Annotated in this window: 10 protein-coding genes; 6 read left to right on the forward strand and 4 right to left on the reverse strand. The window is 73.8% G+C overall.

Going from position 1 to position 16314, the window contains the following annotated elements:
- Positions 1-96: 96 nt before the first annotated feature.
- Positions 97-2922 (reverse strand): glycosyl hydrolase, encoded by a 2826-nt coding sequence (locus EV190_RS18190; protein WP_133742814.1) that lies wholly within the window; start codon positions 2920-2922, stop codon positions 97-99.
- Between the two features lie 302 nt (positions 2923-3224).
- On the opposite strand from EV190_RS18190, the gene EV190_RS18195 reads away from it, so the two are divergent.
- Positions 3225-5360: a RecQ family ATP-dependent DNA helicase gene (locus EV190_RS18195; RefSeq protein ID WP_133742792.1), complete on the forward strand. Its 2136-nt coding sequence runs from the start codon at positions 3225-3227 to the stop codon at positions 5358-5360.
- 52 nt (positions 5361-5412) lie between these two features.
- Here the strand turns inward: EV190_RS18195 and EV190_RS18200 are convergent, their stop codons facing one another.
- A complete protein-coding gene (locus EV190_RS18200) occupies positions 5413-6300 on the reverse strand; it encodes a carbohydrate kinase family protein (protein ID WP_133742815.1) in 888 nt (295 codons plus the stop codon).
- A gap of 301 nt (positions 6301-6601) precedes the next feature.
- On the opposite strand from EV190_RS18200, the gene EV190_RS18205 reads away from it, so the two are divergent.
- The 5 genes from EV190_RS18205 (at position 6602) to EV190_RS18230 (ending at position 13282) form a co-directional block, all read left to right on the forward strand.
- Complete coding sequence (locus EV190_RS18205; RefSeq protein WP_133742793.1) at positions 6602-9325, forward strand: bifunctional acetate--CoA ligase family protein/GNAT family N-acetyltransferase; 2724 nt, start codon at positions 6602-6604, stop codon at positions 9323-9325.
- A 712-nt stretch (positions 9326-10037) separates the two neighbouring features.
- Entirely contained in the window at positions 10038-10613 is a 576-nt protein-coding gene (locus tag EV190_RS18215; RefSeq protein ID WP_133742795.1) for a DUF5998 family protein, read from the forward strand.
- A gap of 37 nt (positions 10614-10650) precedes the next feature.
- Positions 10651-11784 carry an alkaline phosphatase family protein gene (locus EV190_RS18220; protein ID WP_133742796.1) on the forward strand — a complete coding sequence of 378 codons (1134 nt, stop codon included), beginning with the start codon at positions 10651-10653 and terminating at the stop codon, positions 11782-11784.
- A 29-nt stretch (positions 11785-11813) separates the two neighbouring features.
- Positions 11814-12602, forward strand: a complete 789-nt coding sequence (locus EV190_RS18225) for an enoyl-CoA hydratase-related protein (RefSeq protein ID WP_133742797.1) — start codon at positions 11814-11816, stop codon at positions 12600-12602.
- Between the two features lie 26 nt (positions 12603-12628).
- A complete protein-coding gene (locus EV190_RS18230) occupies positions 12629-13282 on the forward strand; it encodes an MBL fold metallo-hydrolase (RefSeq protein ID WP_133742798.1) in 654 nt (217 codons plus the stop codon).
- Positions 13283-13301: 19 nt separating this feature from the next.
- Here EV190_RS18230 and EV190_RS18235 read toward each other — a convergent pair whose 3' ends face one another.
- Together EV190_RS18235 and EV190_RS18240 are read right to left on the reverse strand one after the other, a co-directional pair.
- On the reverse strand, positions 13302-13700 hold the full coding sequence (locus tag EV190_RS18235) for a DUF5709 domain-containing protein (RefSeq protein WP_133742799.1): 399 nt from the start codon (positions 13698-13700) through the stop codon (positions 13302-13304).
- Positions 13701-13771: 71 nt separating this feature from the next.
- On the reverse strand, positions 13772-16051 hold the full coding sequence (locus EV190_RS18240; protein ID WP_133742800.1) for a CHAT domain-containing protein: 2280 nt from the start codon (positions 16049-16051) through the stop codon (positions 13772-13774).
- Between the last annotated feature and the right edge of the window lie 263 nt (positions 16052-16314).

The raw sequence follows: 16314 nt of genomic DNA on the forward strand, positions 1-16314 counted from the left end.
TCCCGGCGGCTTTCGGGGGCCGCTTTATCCGCAGGACCTGCGGACTTGTCATCCGATGGGCGTCCGTGGCGGTGTGCCCAGGGTCTCAGACAGTGGCTAGTCGTGGAACGGGATTCTCAGGACGGCGGGGTCGCCGTCGGGGCCGCCGGTTCGGATTCGGGAGTCCTGGTTGCCCAGGGCGCTCCACAGTTCGAGGCGGACGGTTCCGTTGTCGAGGTCGCCGAGTTGTCCGGTGCTGGACCTGGTTCCCTGGGCTTGGGTGTAGGTCTCCCAGCCGGGCAGGTCGTTGGTGGCGAAGTAGTTGTAGGTCTCGATCCGGTCGAAGGTTCCGTCGCCTTGCAGGTCGTAGGAGACGCGGGCCTGGACGGCGTTGCCCACGGAGGAGCCGGAGTCGACGGGCAGGGTGAAGCGGGTGGTCTGTCCGGTGTCGTGGGTCGCGGTGACGTCGTCGATCTCGAAGACGGCCGGGTTGGCGGGGGTGCCGTCGTGGTTGGCGCCGCCCGCCGAGGGGATGTCCAGGTCAGCGGCGGCGCCCGGGGTGCCCGACAGCGTTCCGTCGCCGAGGTGGAGGGTGCCGTCGCCGAGGTCACCGGGGTCGTCCGGGTCGGTGGGGTCGGGGTCGGGGTCCGGCCCGCTGTCGCCCTCCTCGGTGGCCAGGCGGCCCGGCTGCACGGTCAGCTCCGCGCCGTCGGAGAAGGTGACGGTGATCGGCTGGGTGCCCGCGTTGAAGGCCGCGTGCGTGCGCGTGCCGTCCTTGGTGAAGACGGCGTAGTGCGGGGTGTCGGCGGTGACGGAGGTGTCCACGGTGCCGACCTCGGCGAGGGTGGACAGCCACTGGTAGGTGTGGGCCTTGGAGGAGCCCGACTCGGGTTCGTAGGCCTGCCACTGGGCCTCGAATCCGCTCAGCGCTCCCTGGGGGTCGGACAGCGCCTGGTGCGCCCAGTGGATCTCGCGCCAGACCTGGGGGTCGCGGCCGAGCCGGGACACCAGGGAGTCGTGCATGGCGGCCGCGTGCTCGGTGTCGTGGCCCAGGTAGAGCGATCCCGCGGTGATGGGCAGGTAGTTGATGCCGTAGAGCTCCTCGGGGCTGCCGTCCCACCAGATCCGGTGGTCGCCGCCGTCGCCCCAGACCATGCCGACCACGTCGTGGGCGAAGGCGTCGGGGAAGTTGTCGCCGTCGGAGTTCTGCCAGTACCTGCTCATCGCGGAGGCCTGGGTGGTGTGCATGTAGACACCGAGGTCGCGCAGTTCGTCGTCGCCGGTCAGCGAGCCCAGCAGGGCGGTGCTGGCGGCGAAGTGCATGGCCTCGGACGAGGACTCCTGGTTGTTGCCCGCGGCGAACCCGGCGTGGCCCGAGGCCCAGCCGTGCCCGGCGTAGGGGGAGAAAGAGCGCATCCAGGGGAAGCGGTCGTCGCCGCGGTCGGGGTTGTTGGCGTCCTTGAGCACCGTCTCGACCATGGCGCCCCACTGGTCCTGGCCGATCCAGGCGCGGTCGTAGCGGGCGATCGTGGCCGCGGCGGTGACGAAGTAGCCGTAGTGGAAGTCGTGGTCGTTGAGCTCGCTGTCGGAGCCGAAGCTGGCCGGGTAGCCGATGAGGGTGTCCCACTGGGAGTTGTAGTGGAACTGGGCGTCGTCGCCGTCGCCGTCAGCGGTAAGCCAGTCCTCCATCCTGCCCTTGAGCAGGCCGAGCAGCTCGTCCCGCCCGGCGTCATAGCCGATGGAGTCGGCGATCGGCACGAGCTGGGCGAGCCTGCCCAGGGCCTTGCCGCTCCAATAGGTGTCGGTCGCGCCCTTCCACGGGTCGTCGGCGTCCAGTTCGGCGTCGATCAGGGCGCGCAGCCGCTGGTGGTCGGCCGAGTCCACGGTGGGCAGGCTGGGCAGGACGCCCTGCGTGGTGAGTTCGGTGGTGAAGTGGTCGCCCTCCACCACGCGCATCGGACCGCGCGGTGAGGCGTACTCCAGGTCGGTCAGCGGGGTGTCGGACTCCTTCCACTGGTGCGGGTAGAGCGCCAGGAGGGTGCCCTGCGAGGATCCCTCCCTGGCCTCGGTGGTGACGCCGTACCTGCTGGTCAGGGTGGCCGCGTCCGGGTCGTAGTCGTAGGTCAGCGTGCTGCCGGTGACGAAGGAGTAGGCGTGTTCGGCGTAGGTGTCCAGGTCCGCGGGGTCGGGCAGCGCCGCGACCGAGGCGTAGCCCTCGGCCCCGACGTCGGCGGTGAGGACCGTGCCGGACCCGGACCAGGCCGTCCCTGAGGGGGCGAAAAGGGCGTAGTGCCTGCCGTTGACGGTCGCGCCGAGGACGCCGCCGTCCTGGTGCCAGATGGTGGGCGCGGCGGAGAACTCCACCCGCACCGGACCGCCGGACACGTCGGCGTAGGCGAAGGGCAGCCCCTGGCCGACGGTGGCGCGCAGGGTGCGGGAGGAGTCGGACAGGTCTGCGGTGACGGTCCAGTCGCTGTAGTCGGCGACCCTGGCGCTGGGGGCGTCGAGGCCCTGCACGCCCAGGGTGAGGTCGGGGGAGTGGGGGTACTCGTACTTGAGCCCGTCGGCGACGATCTGAGGGGTCGCCGTGTGGCCGATCTCCAGGCCGTCCGAGCGGGCCTTGAAGGAGAGCGGGTGGGCGTACAGGTTCTCGCCGTAGGGGTTGTCCGGGTACCGCTGGAAGATCAGGGACGACCACCAGTCGTTGGTGGCGACGGGCTTGTCGAAGTCGGCGGTGACCTTGGGGGAGACGGGGGCGCCGTTGAGGTCGCCGGGGCCGGAGGCGCCGGCGGGCGGGGTGGTGGTGTAGCTTCCGGCGCCGACCTGGACCGGTTCGGCGGAGGCGGGAGGCGCCTGGGCGACCAGGATGGTTCCCGACAGGAGGGCGACGGCCGCGGCGGGGGCGAACGCCCGCCGCCATCGACGCTGGGGGGTGTGGGACATGGGCAGCCTCTCGACGAGAGATAGCGGGTTGCTGCTGGTCATCCCCGAGGATGCTGGGAGCGCTCCCGGTCATGAGACACGGATCACTGTCGTTTCGTCAACCACCGGAAACATTGGGTTATGCAGCCGTTACTAAAAAAGGGATAAATGCCGGTTCTGATGGTTTTCCGGAGTTCTTGCCGCAATGGGCCGCCGGGTGACGGCGGTGCCGGAGGGGCCAGGGGCCGCTGAGCCGGTCCGCCGGCTGTGGACGACCCCGCGATCGGCCGGGCGGCGTCCCCGGAGTCTGATAGCAAGGGGGCATGGCGACTTCAGCGGTTCCCGGTACCGAACTCGACATGCGCGCCGCGGCGGAGGCCCACCTGCGCGCGCTCGCCGGGGAGTCGGCGCGGCTGCGCGAGGACCAGTGGCGGGCCGTGCGCGCCCTGGTCGCCGAGCGCCGCCGCGCCCTCGTGGTGCAGCGCACCGGCTGGGGCAAGTCGGCGGTCTACTTCGTGGCCACGGCGCTGCGCCGCGCCGAGGGCGCCGGGCCCACCGTCATCATCTCCCCGCTGCTGGCGCTGATGCGCAACCAGATCTCCGCCGCCGAACGCGCCGGGATCCGGGCGCGCACCATCAACAGCGCCAACATCGACGCCTGGGAGCAGACTTACACCGACATCGAGGCCGGACTGGTCGACGTGCTCCTGGTCAGCCCCGAGCGCCTGAACAACCCCGACTTCCGGGACCGCGTGCTGCCCGAACTCGCGGCCGGCGCGGGCCTGGTGGTCATCGACGAGGCGCACTGCGTCTCGGACTGGGGACACGACTTCCGCCCCGACTACCGGCGCATCCGCACCCTGCTGGGCGACCTGCCGAGCGGTGTCCCGGTGCTCGCCACCACCGCCACCGCCAACGAGCGGGTCACCCGGGACGTGGCCGAGCAGCTGGAGACCGGGGACGGCGAGGCCACCCTGGTGCTGCGCGGCGGCCTCGACCGCGAGAGCCTGCACCTGGCGGTGGTGGAGCTGCCCGACAGCACCGCCCGGCTGAGCTGGCTCGCCCAGCACCTGGCGGAGCTCCCCGGCTCGGGGATCATCTACACGCTCACCGTCGCCGCGGCCACCGAGACCGCCGAATTCCTCACCGGGCGCGGATACGACGTGCGCCCCTACAGCGGGCAGACCGACCCCGAGGAGCGCAGGCGGGCCGAGGACGACCTGCTGGCCAACCGGACCAAGGCGCTGGTGGCCACCAGCGCCCTGGGGATGGGCTTCGACAAGCCCGACCTCGGGTTCGTGGTGCACCTGGGCGCGCCGCAGTCGCCCATCTCCTACTACCAGCAGGTCGGCCGCGCCGGGCGCGGGGTCCAGCGGGCCGAGGTGCTGCTGCTGCCGGGCCGCGAGGACCGCGAGATCTGGGCCTACTTCGCGAGTCTGGCCTTCCCGCCCGAGGAGACCGTGCGGCGCACCCTGGACGCGCTCGCCGCGGCCGAGGGGCCCGTCTCGCTGCCGCGCCTGGAGGCCCAGGTCGACCTCGGACGCAGCCGCCTGGAGCAGATGCTCAAGGTCCTGGACGTGGACGGCGCGGTGCGCCGGGTGCGCGGCGGCTGGACCGCGACGGGGCGGCCCTGGAGCTACGACGCCGAGCGCTACGCCGCGGTCACCGCGGCCCGCAAGGCCGAGCAGCGCGCCATGCTCGCCTACATCGGCACCGACGAGTGCCGGATGCGGTTCCTGCGACACCAGCTCGACGACACCGGGGCCGAACCGTGCGGCCGGTGCGACAACTGCACGAACCGGGTCTGGTCCACCGACGTCGACGCCGCCCAGCGCCGGGCCGCCACCGAGCACCTGAACCGGCCCGGCGTGGCGGTCGCGCCGCGCAAGCAGTGGCCGACCGGAATGGCGGCGCTGGGTGTGACCGCGTCGGGGAACATCGCCCCCGGGCTGCGCGCGGAGGAGGGCCGCGCCCTGGGGCGCCTCACCGACATCGGCTGGGGAACCACGCTGCGCCGGGTCCTGGCCGATGACGCCCCCGACGAGCCCGTGAGCGACGAGGTCTTCCAGGGCGTGGTCACGGTGCTGGCGGCCTGGTCCTGGGCGGAGCGGCCGGTCGGGGTGGTGGCGATGCCCTCGCTGCGCCGCCCCCGCATGATCACCGCACTGGCCGAGCGGCTGTGCGCGGTGGGGCGCCTGGCCCCGGTGGGCGCGATCGGCTACCGGACCCCCGACGGGGTCGGTCCGCGGCGCCACAACAGCGCGCAGCGGCTGGCCTCGCTGTGGGACGCCCTCACCCTCGACGACACCCTGCGCGCGGGCCTGTCCGCGCTGGACGGCCCGATCCTGCTGGTCGACGACCAGACCGACACCGGCTGGACCCTCACCGTGGCGGCCAGGCTGCTGCGCGAGGCGGGCGCGCCGGCGGTGCTTCCCCTGGTGCTGGCCACCCGCTCCTGACCGGCCGCCCCGAAGGGGGCCGGACGCGGACCGGGCGGAACCCGGCCCGGGGTCAGCCCAGGTCGGGGCGGGCGCCCGGCTGGTGGAGCGCGCGGGCGGCCAGGCGCTGGGCGCTGATCAGGGCTTCCCGGGGGTGCTTGCCCGACAGCCACGGAGGCAGGAAACCGGCGATGAAGGCGTCGCCGGCGCCGATCGAACCGGGGGAGGGGTCCACGGGCTCGGCGGGGACCACGATCGTGCCCTCGCGGGTCTTGGAGGCCCACAGCGCGCCGGCGTCGCCGAGCTTGATCACGATGTTGGGGAACCAGGCGGTGAGCACCTTGGCGGCGGCCTCGGGCTCGTCGCGCCCGGTCAGCACGGCGGCCTGCTCCTTGTTCGCGAACAGCAGGCGGGCGCCGCCGGTCCAGTCCAGGAACGCCTCGGCGCCGGCGCGCTCCAGCGGGGCGTGCGAGCCGCAGTCCACCGAGATCGACATGCCGTTCTCGCGGGCGAACCGCAGCGCCACCCGGGCGGCCCGGCGCGACCCCTCGTTGATCAGGGTGTAGCCGGACATGTGGAGGTGGGCGTCGGGACCGAACACGTCCCGGGGCAGGTCCTCGGGCTGGAGGGCGGCGTTGGCCCCCGGGTCGCTGAGCATCGTGCGGTCGCCCCGGTGCGTGATCATCACGACGCAGGTGCCGGTCGGACGCTCGGGGTCCATGACCATCCGGGCGTCGATGCCGTACCCCATCAGCTCCATCTCGCGGGTGCGTCCGGTGATGTCGGACCCGCGGCGGCCGACCAGCGCGGTCTCCGTGCCCTCGATCGCCAGCCACGCGGCCACGTTCGCGCCGGAGCCGCCGCCGTAGGTGATGACGGAGGCAGGGGTGTCGCTGCCGCGGGCGAGGGGGTGGAAGGCCCGCGCGACCGCATCGGTCATGAGGTCGCCGACTACGACCACTCGCGTCATGAGTCACTTCCTTACCGACGTGCGCACATGTCCGCGTACCGGGGAGTCCTCGACGGGGTGTCCGGGCCTCCGGGCCGGCGGCTTCCCGCCGCGCCGATCCGCGATCCCCCGTCGAACACGCCCAAGCGCGCCCTGAGACGTTAACAGGTCCGGAGGTGGTCGCGGGTAACGAACTGACAGATGTACAAGGGCCCTCGGCGCGGCGGATTCCGTCCACCGGTGTCGGGGCCAACGGCCGTTTCGACGGTGCTGATCCCCCACTCGGAAGTGGTTCTCGTTTACCCTCAAAACCGTGCAGTCATACCCTAAGCACTGGGAAGCCGACGTCGTTCTGACCGACGGTGGAACCGCGCACCTCAGGCCCATCACTCCCGACGACGCCGAACTGCTCCAGGACTTCCACTCCAGGCTCTCCCCGGAGACGATCTACTACCGGTTCTTCGCCCCCTATCCCAAGCTCTCGGCGCGGGATGTGACAAGGTTCACCACGGTGGACTACGAGGACCGGGTGGCCCTGGTCGCCACGATCGGCGAGTCCATGGTCTCGGTGGTGCGCTACGACAAGGTCGGACCGGACGAGGCCGAGGTCGCGTTCGTGGTCGAGGACTCCCACCAGGGGCGGGGGCTCGCCTCGGTACTGCTCGAACACATCGCGGCCGCCGCCCGCGAGCGCGGCGTCCGGCGCTTCATCGCGGACGTGCTCCCGGAGAACCGGCGGATGATCAACGTCTTCCGGGAGGCGGGCTACACCGCGCAGCAGACCTTCGACGAGGGCGTCATCCGGCTCACCCTCGACCTGGAGCCCACCGAGGTCTCCCTCGAGGTGATGCGCGCGCGCGAGCAGCGCGCCGAGTCGCGCTCCATCGCCCGGCTGCTGTTCCCCGAGTCGGTCGCGGTCATCGGAGCCAGCCGCACCGCGCACACCATCGGCCAGACCGCGCTGCGCAACCTCCTCACCGGGGACTTCCAGGGACCGGTCTTCCCGGTGCACCCGGAAGCCAAGGCGGTGGCCGGGGTGCGGGCCTACCCCAGCGTCCTGAACATCCCCGACCCGGTCGACCTCGCCGTCGTCGCCGTGCGCGCCGACATGGTCGCCGACGTGGTGGAGGAGTGCGCGAGCAAGGGCGTGCACGGGCTCGTCGTGGTCAGCTCCGGGTTCGGGGAGGCGGGGCCCGAGGGACGCGAACGCCAGGAGCGCCTGGTCCTCACCGCGCGCGCCGCGGGAATGCGCGTGGTCGGACCCAACTGCCTGGGCGTGGCCAACACCGACCCGGCGGTCCGGCTCAACGCCACGCTCTCGCCGGACGTCCCCCCGCGCGGGCGGATCGGGTTCTTCTCCCAGTCAGGCGCGCTCGGCCGGGCCATCCTGCAGCGCGTCGCCCAGCGCGGCATGGGGCTGTCCACCTTCGTCTCGGCGGGCAACCGCGCCGACGTCTCCGGCAACGACCTCATGCAGTACTGGGAGGAGGACCCCGCAACCGAGGTCGTCCTGCAGTACCTGGAGTCGCTGGGCAACCCGCGCAAGTTCACCCGCCTGGCGCGCCGCCTCGCCCAGCACAAGCCGGTGGTCGCGGTCCGCAGCGGCGGCTCCGCGCGCGGCGTGCCGATGGGCCACGCGGCCGACGCGCTGGCCCTGCCCGACTACGCCGTGACCTCGCTCTTCGAGCAGGCCGGGGTGGTGCGGGTGGAGGACATCACGCAGATGTTCGACGTCGCGCAGCTGCTCGCCTACCAGCCGCTGCCCAAGGGGTCCAGGGTCGGCGTCATCGGCAACTCCGACTCGCTGGAACTGCTGGTCAAGGACGCCTGCATCCGGGCCGGGCTGCGCCCGCACGAGCCGGTCGACCTCGGACCCAAGGCCACCGCGCAGGACTTCGCCGCCGCGCTCGACACCGCGCTGGCCGACGACGCGGTGCACTCGCTCGTCGTGGTGTTCATCCCCGCGCTGACCCCCATCTCCGGCGACGTGGCCGAGGTGATGCGGGCCCGGGCGGCGGACTCCACCAAGCCGATCGTCACCACTTACCTGGGCTACCAGGGGCTGCCCGAGGAGCTCCGGCTGGTCGGCGACGACGGCGAGGTCCTCCGCGGGTCCGTGCCGTCCTACCCCGCGCCGGAGGACGCGGTCCGGGCGCTGGCGCACGCCACCCGGCACGCGATGTGGCGTGAGCGCGGCCCCGGACGGCACCCCGAGATCGCCGACCTGGACCGCGCGCGGGCGCGCGCCCTGATCAGGAAGGCGCTCACCGAGGCCGAGGCCTCCGGCGAACCCGCGCACGCCGTCTGGTTCACCAGCGAGCCCGTGCCCAACGACGAGGCCGCGGTTTCCGCCGAGACCGCCCGGGAGCTGCTGGACTGCTACGGAATCGGCGTCCTGCCCTACGTCCCGGTCGCCTCCGAGGACGAGGCGGTGGCCGCGGCCGAGCGGATCGGCTACCCCGTGGTGGTCAAGGCCAACTCCCCCGACCTGCGCCTGCGCGCGGGAGGGCGGGGCATCCGGATCGAGCTGAACTCACCGGAGGAGGTCCGGGGCGCCTACGCCGCGCTGTCCGACCGGCTCGGCGGCGACGCGATGCTCGTGGTGCAGCGCATGATGGCGCCGGGGGTGCCCACGGTGATCCGGGCGGGGGAGAACCAGTCCTTCGGCCCGGTGGTCGCCTTCGGCCTGGCCGACGTGACCGCCGAGCTGCTGGACGACCGCGCCTACCGGCTGGCCCCCCTGACCGACGCCGACGCCGCCGACCTGGTCCGCGCGGTGCGCTCCTCGCCCCTGCTGTTCGGCCTCCCCGCGGGCGCGTCCTCGCTGGCGGACCAGCCGGACGTGGACGCCCTGGAGGAGCTCCTGATACGGGTCTCCCGCCTGGTCGACGCGCTTCCCGAGGTGGCCCACGTGGACCTCGACCCGGTCATCGTCAACTCCACGGGCGCCCACGTGATGGGCGCCCGGGTGTGGCTGCGCGAGGCCCCGGAGGTGCGCCCCGACTCGGGCCCCCGAAGGCTGCGGGTGCCGTTCTAGGGAACCTCCGGCGCGAGGGTGATTCGGTGTCGGGAGTCCGCCGAGCGGATCGTCGAGGTGTTCTTGTGTGCGGCGCGGTGACGGGGCGGCGACGGCAGGCGGGGGCCGGTCCCGCCCTCGCTCGGAATGATCATGGGCTTTCCGCCCTTCCAGGCCCCGAAACGGGCAGAAAGCCCAAGACCGTCAACGAACCCCCCACGCAACGGTCATCGTGGGCGCGACCTCGACCGGCCCACGCCGTGGCCGCCCGCCGTCACCCCGCGATCCGCGTGGCGCGAGGCCGAAAGACCCACCCGAAGCACCGGTACGCCAAACACCCCCGCGCCGGAAACCCCATAGGAAACCTCCGGCGCGGGGGTGATTCGGCGTGCCGGTGCGACAGGTGAGCTACTTTCATGTTTTTTGTAGCTCACGCTGCCGTGGCGGGGCGCTACACGGGTTCGGGCTGCGGCTCGGGGCCCGGGGGCTCGGGGACCGGCGGTTCCGACGGGAGCGGGGGCTCCGGCGGGATGGGGCCCGGCGCGGGCGGCTCGGGGTTCGGGACGGGCGGCCCCGGGACCGGGGGCTCCGGAATCGGTGGAAAGGTGGCACGCATGCCACCCCCACTTCCCCCGTGGCCCGCGGCTACACATGGCCCCGTCCACAGGTCCGGTCCAGGGTGCGCGCGGTCGGTGCGAGAGGGCAGGATGGGGGCATGAGGAAAACGCGTGCTGTGTCCACCGACTGGCGTCTGGAGATCGAGCGCAGCGGGTACTACCCCGGACTCGTGACCGACGCCGTGGCCACCACTCTCGGTACCGAGGCCGCAGAGGCCTTCGTGGTGCACCACGAGGCCACCTTCGACCCGGGGATGGAGGTCCGCAGGCACATCAGCGTGCTGCTGCTCACCGCCACCCGCCTCATCGTCTGCCACACGGACGAGCACCCGCCCGCGGCCCCCGACGACCGGCCGCACGCCTCCACCACCACCGACGCCGTCAAACTCGGCAACATCCAGTCCGTGGCGCTCACCCGGGTGGTGCCCGAGCCCGCCTCGTACATCCCCGGGACGCTGCCCAGCGAGGTCGTGCTGAGCATCAGCCTCGCCGTGAACTGGGGCGCCGTGGCGCACATCGACCTCGAGCCCGCCTCCTGCGCGGACGAGTCCTGCGAACTGGACCACGGCTACACCGGCGCGATCACCGCCGAACCCCTCACCCTGCGGGTGAGCCAGGCCGCCGACGGCGACGAGGCGGTCTCCAACCTGCTCGACTTCGCCCACGCGCTGGCCGAGGCCACCGCGCGGTAGGCGGCACCGACCACACGACACGGAACAGGAGCACGCGGTGACCGACAGCACCGGTCTGGAGGCCCCCCGCTACGGCACGGCTTCGCTGGCGGACCTCGGTCCGTCCGTCCTGGCCGCGCTGGGCGTGCCGGGCGAGCCCAACCCCCTCGACCTCCCTCCGTCGCGGCGCGCCTGCGTGCTCCTGGTCGACGGCCTGGGCTGGAACGCGCTGCTGGCCAACCGCGCCCACGCTCCGTTCCTGGCGTCCCTGGCGGAGACGTCCGACCCCATCACGGCAGGGTTCCCCACCACCACCGCGACCAGCCTCACCACGCTCGGGACCGGCGCGGCCCCCGGCCACCACGGCGTCTTCGGCTACGCGGTCGCGATCCCCGGCGGAGACGAGGTGCTGAACCAGCTGAGCTGGTCGCCGAAGGTGGACCCGGTCACCTGGCAGCCGCACCGCACCACCTACCAGCGGGCCGAGGCCGCCGGGCTGACCACCGCCTACGTCGCCCCGGGAAGGTTCGAGGGCAGCGCCTTCACGCGCGCCTCCGCGCGCGGCGGCCGCTACGTGCCCGCGGAGAACATCACCGAACTCGTGGTCAAGGCCGAGGCCGCGCTGGCGGCCGCCGAACGCGGCTACGTGTTCGTCTACCACTCCGACCTCGACAGCTTCGGGCACGTGCACGGGGTGGACTCCCCCTACTGGCGGCACCACCTCGGCCACGTGGACCGCCTCGCCGAGCAGCTGGCCGCGGCGTTGCCCCCCGACGCGGCCCTCTACGTCACCGCCGACCACGGCATGGTGGACGTCCCCCCGGAGAGCCGGATCGACGTGGAGACCGACCCCGGCCTCGCGGCGGGGGTCCGGGTGCTCGCGGGCGAGGCCCGGGTCCGGCACGTCTACGCCCGGCCGGGCGCCGCGGCCGACGTGCTCGCGGCCTGGCGCGAGCGCCTCGCGGGCAGGGCCACCGTCGTGACCCGCGGCGAAGCGGTCCGGCGGGGCTGGTTCGGCCCGGTCGAGGAGGGGTTCCTGCCGCGCATCGGCGACGTCCTGGCGGTCGCGCACGGCGACACCGCGCTGGTCGCACCGGTCAGCGAACGGTTCGAGGCCGGTTTCGCCGGACAACACGGCTCACTCACCCCGTCAGAGCTGCGCGTCCCCCTCCTGCGCACCAGTCCCCGGTGATCATGACGACGTCGAAAGGGGCAGTACCGATGCCGGAGGCAGCCGGGCCGCTGGTCCGAACCGCAGTCGACCGGGGGGTCGCCACCCTCACCCTGGACTCGCCGCGCAACCGCAACGCCCTGTCCGAGCGGCTGCGCGCGGAGCTGGCCGAAGGGCTCGCCGCGGCGGTGGCCGACAGCGGCGTGCGCGCCGTCGTGCTCACCGGCGCCGGACCGGCGTTCTGCGCCGGAGCGGACCTCAAGGAGATCGCCGCCGAACGCGCCGGCGAGCGGACCCCGGACCCGGACGCCCCGGGCATGCCCGAGCTGTTCTCGGCGATCATGGACGCCCCCAAGCCCGTCGTCGCCAAGCTGAACGGCCCGGCCCGGGCGGGGGGACTGGGCCTGGTGGCCGCCGCCGACATCGCCATCGCCGCGGACACGGTGACCTTCGCCTTCACCGAGGTCCGCATCGGCGTGGTGCCCGCCGTCATCTCCGTCCCGGTCTCGGCGCGGATGCACGACCGCCAGCTCACCCGCTACTTCCTCACCGGTGAGACCTTCGACGCGGCGACCGCCGCCGCATCCGGCCTGCTCACCGCGGCAGTCCCCGCGGAAGAGGTCGACGCGGCCGTCGAGGACGTCCTGGACGGACTGAGGGCGGGCGCCCCCAGGGCCCTGGCGCGCACCAAGAGCATTCTGGGCGCCCCCGGACACCAGGACCGGCGGGCGGCGTTCGCGCAGATGGGCGAGGTGTCCAGGGAGTTCTTCGACGGTGACGACGCGGCGGAGGGCCGCGCCGCGTTCTTCGCCGGGCGTCCGCCGCGCTGGGCCCTGTGACCGTTTCCCGACGGCACAATAGAACGGTGACCCACATCGGAGAGACGCGCGCCGACGACCCCGCCGGCGCGCGCGAACTGCCCGGGCTGACCATCGGGAGACTCTCGGTCGGCCCGATGGACAACAACGCCTACCTGCTGCGCTGCGCCCGTACCGGCGAGGCGGCGCTCATCGACGCCGCGGCCGAGGCGGACCGGCTCCTGGAACTGGTGGGAGACGGCGGCCTGTCCCGGATCATCACCACCCACCGCCACCGGGACCACTGGCAGGCGCTCGCCGAGGTCGCCGGGGCCACCGGCGCGCGCACCGTCGCCCACCCCGCCGACGCCGGGGAGCTCCCGGTCCCCGTCGACGAACTGGTGGGGCACGGCGACACCGTCGCGGTGGGCGAGTGTGCGCTCGAAGTGCTCCACCTGCGCGGGCACACCCCCGGGTCGATCGCGCTGCGCTACGACGACCCGTCGGGGCGCACGCACCTGTTCAGCGGGGACAGCCTCTTCCCCGGAGGGGTCGGCAGGACGTGGAGCGCGGCGGACTTCCGCACGCTCCTCGCGGACGTGGAGGAGCGCGTCTTCGCCGAACTCGGCGACGACACCCGGGTCCACCCCGGCCACGGCGCGGGCACCACGCTGGGCGCCGAACGCCCGAAGCTGGCCGAGTGGCGCGAACGCGGCTGGTGACGCGCCCGCGGGCGGGGCCTCAGGGCTCCTCCCGTTCGTGGACCGCCTGCTCCTCGGCGCTGAACCCGCCGCTGTCCACGCCCTCGTCCTCGGCGACCAGCTGATCCTCGTGATCGGGGCGGCTGCCCCGGTCCTCGGCCACCAGGCGACCGGCGACGGGGTCGGCCTCGGCGTCGCCCTCGGTGCCGGGAGCCCGGTTCCAGATGTCGGGCTCCTCACGGGACAGCGCGATGTCCAGCGGCTCCCCCGCCTCCTTCTCGGTTCCGGTGGTCCCGAACTCGCCCATCGCGACGGGTTCGTCACCGGGCACCACGAAGTCCTCGGTGGTGTCCTCCAGCGCGGGCTGCCCGGCGTCCTCGTAATCGGTGTCCAGCGCGTGGATGGGGTCCTCGCGCCGGTCGTTTCGTTGCTCAGCCATGACGGCCCTCTACCACCCGGCCCGCGGGACATGCCTCCCGGCCGGTCAAACCGCGGTCGGCGCGGACCCCGTCAGCCCGCCCCGAAGCACACGAAGCCGGTGGCGGCCAGGTGCTCGGAGACCGCCTCGGCGGGCGGGACCCCCGAGCGCAGGGCGCTGTGGGCGCGCGCCATCGCCGTCGCGGTCGCCCCGTCGGGAACCGGCAGCACGCTCGCGACCACCGCCGCGCCCCCGCGCGCCAGCAGGGCGGCCGCCATCCCCAGCGGGACCCCTGACGCGGCGGACGCGGACCGCCCCGCCTCGCACGAGGAGAGCACCGTCAGCGCGGGCGCCCGCCGCACCCGCTCCAGGTCGTAGGCGAACAGCGGGCCGTCGGCCAGCGACAGCCCCGCGCACATGGGCGCGTCGTCCGGGGCGAAGCCGTGCGCGCCGATGTGCGCGAGGTCGGCGCGGGAGAGCTCCCGCAGCACCTCCCGGGTGACGGCCCCCGGACCCGTGAGCACGCGCGCGTCCGGACGGCGGTCCGCCAGCGCGCGGACCTCGGCCTCGGCGCCGACGAGTCCGGGGCCCGAGACCAGCAGGGTCCGGGGACGGGCCCGCGCGGCGTCCCGGGCGCGCTTCCGGCAGCGCAGCCATGCCCGGCCGGACGGCGCCACGCTGACAGGCCGGCCGCGCAGCCCCGGCAGCAGCCCCCAGGGCAGCGCCTGGGTCCGCGGGCCGGGGGCGACCACCAGTTCGCGGTCGCCGACCGCCGCCGCCACCGGTCCCACCAGCATCCGGTTCACGACCGAGGCCCGCCTGGCCAGTAGTTCCGCCGTCCGGGGACCGGGGGAGGACGCGTTGAGCCGGGCCAGGTGCTCCAGGGCGACGACTGCGTCGCCGACCGCCCCGGCGGACGGGAGCGGATGGATCCGGACCCGGCCCTCGACCAGGGTGAGCGCGGCGGGCAGCCCCTCCAGTTCGGGGTAGCACACGAACGCCCGGTCGCCGAGTCCGGCGGCCAGTTCCGCCAAGGGCTCGCCCGCCCGCCGCCGGGGGAACGCGGACCGCCGCCGGTGGCGGCAACGGGGGTGCCATTGAGCCACGGCGAGTTCGGACTCCAGACGCGTCAGTTCGCGGCGCGCCGCGGCCGACCCGGAGGCGGCGCGGGCGTGCGCGGACCGGTAGCGGTCCAGCAGCATCGCCCATTCCGGGTCCGTGCAGGCGCGCGGGCTGGAGGCGGGTTCGCGCGCCAGCTCGACGTGGACCAGCGCCGCCGCGGCCTCCCCCGCGCGCACCGCCGCTCCGGCGTCGCGCAGCGCCCGCGCCGGAGCCGCGCTTTCGGCGCGCGAGGTCAGCTCCAGGTGCGGGGTCGCGGTCGGGAGTGGGAAGCCGCCGCCGGGACGGCCCTCCTCACGGGGTGGCATCGGGACCGGACCCGGCCGGGTCGCGGCCGCCTGCTCGGCCAGTCGAAGCCACAGCGAACCGGTGTCGAACAGGAGCCGGAGACGGTGGCCCGTCGCGGCGGCGGCCTCGGTGTCGCCCCGCGCCGCGTGCAGCTTCAGGGACAGCAGCTCGGTGAGGGCGCGCTCGGCTCCCCGTCCGCGCGCGTCGCCGAGCGAGCGGCGCAGTGTTCCGGCCTCGCGGACCATCCCGGCGTCGGCCAGCGCGAGGGCCCGGTCCAGCACGAGCGCGGTCCGCCGGGTGCCGGAGTCCAGCAGCGGCGCGGCGGCGTCGAAGTACTCCATGGCGCGCGCGGTGTCGCCGCGCGCCGCGGCCAGGCAGCCGAGGTTCTGCGTGATGGACCCCCGAAGGTGCCCCAGCGCGTACCGCTCGGCCAGCAGCAGCCCCCAGGACAGGGCGTCCTCGGCTTCTCCGAGCCGGTCCGCGTGGACCAGGGCCAGGCCCTTGTTGCACAGGAACCCGGGCAGCAGCCGCGGGTCGGGGAAGGCCGCGAAGGCGGGCTCCGCCGCGGTGAAGGCGTCGAGCGCGGTGTCGAAGCGGCCGTTCTGGCAGGCCGCCGTCCCGTGGTTCATCAGGGTGAACGCGAAGGCGGCGGAGTGGCGCGGTTCCGGTCCGCGCCCCAGTCCGCTCCGGGCCAGCAGGCCGGACCGGGACGCCCTCGCCAGCGCGGTCTCCTCGGCCAGCCCGGCCAGCGCGGCGACCCTGACCGCCGCGCCCAACCGCCGGAGGGCCTCATCGGGGGAGCCCAGTTCGTGGGCGGCCAGTCCGCTCACCCGCAGCGCCGCCGTCCTCGCCCGCGGGTCGGGGGCCTCGGCCAGCACCCGCGCGGCCCGCCGCCGCGCCTCGAGGGGGTCGCGCGCGACCAGGGAGACCGGCAGGGCCCTCGTCGGGTGGAACCGGTCCGCCATGCGCTATCGCCTCTCGACCGCGGGGGGGTTCGGCAAGGACAACGAAGAACCGGATCGGGGACCCGGCCCGGAGGAGCGAAGCATCTTTCCCCCTCCCAGTGGTAGCACCGGAAACCGGGGCTGCGCAGGAGAAACCGGAAACGGCCGGGCGGTACTCCGCCGCTCGACCGGTTCGTGGTGGTTTTCCCGCTGATCTTGACCTTTCCGGGGTCTCAACCGCCCCCGAGACCCCGGAAAGGTCAAGATCAGCGGGAAAACGGACG

Source organism: Actinorugispora endophytica (assembly GCF_004363075.1).
In the GTDB taxonomy this organism is placed as follows: domain Bacteria; phylum Actinomycetota; class Actinomycetes; order Streptosporangiales; family Streptosporangiaceae; genus Actinorugispora; species Actinorugispora endophytica.

Bases quoted from the DNA above. Each gene is read 5' to 3' on its own strand.
- EV190_RS18195 (WP_133742792.1), top strand. From the start codon at position 3,225: ATGGCGACTTCAGCGGTTCCCGGTACCGAACTCGACATGCGCGCCGCG.
- EV190_RS18190 (WP_133742814.1), bottom strand. From the start codon at position 2,922: ATGTCCCACACCCCCCAGCGTCGATGGCGGCGGGCGTTCGCCCCCGCC.
- EV190_RS18225 (WP_133742797.1), top strand. From the start codon at position 11,814: ATGCCGGAGGCAGCCGGGCCGCTGGTCCGAACCGCAGTCGACCGGGGG.
- EV190_RS18235 (WP_133742799.1), bottom strand. From the start codon at position 13,700: ATGGCTGAGCAACGAAACGACCGGCGCGAGGACCCCATCCACGCGCTG.
- EV190_RS18240 (WP_133742800.1), bottom strand. From the start codon at position 16,051: ATGGCGGACCGGTTCCACCCGACGAGGGCCCTGCCGGTCTCCCTGGTC.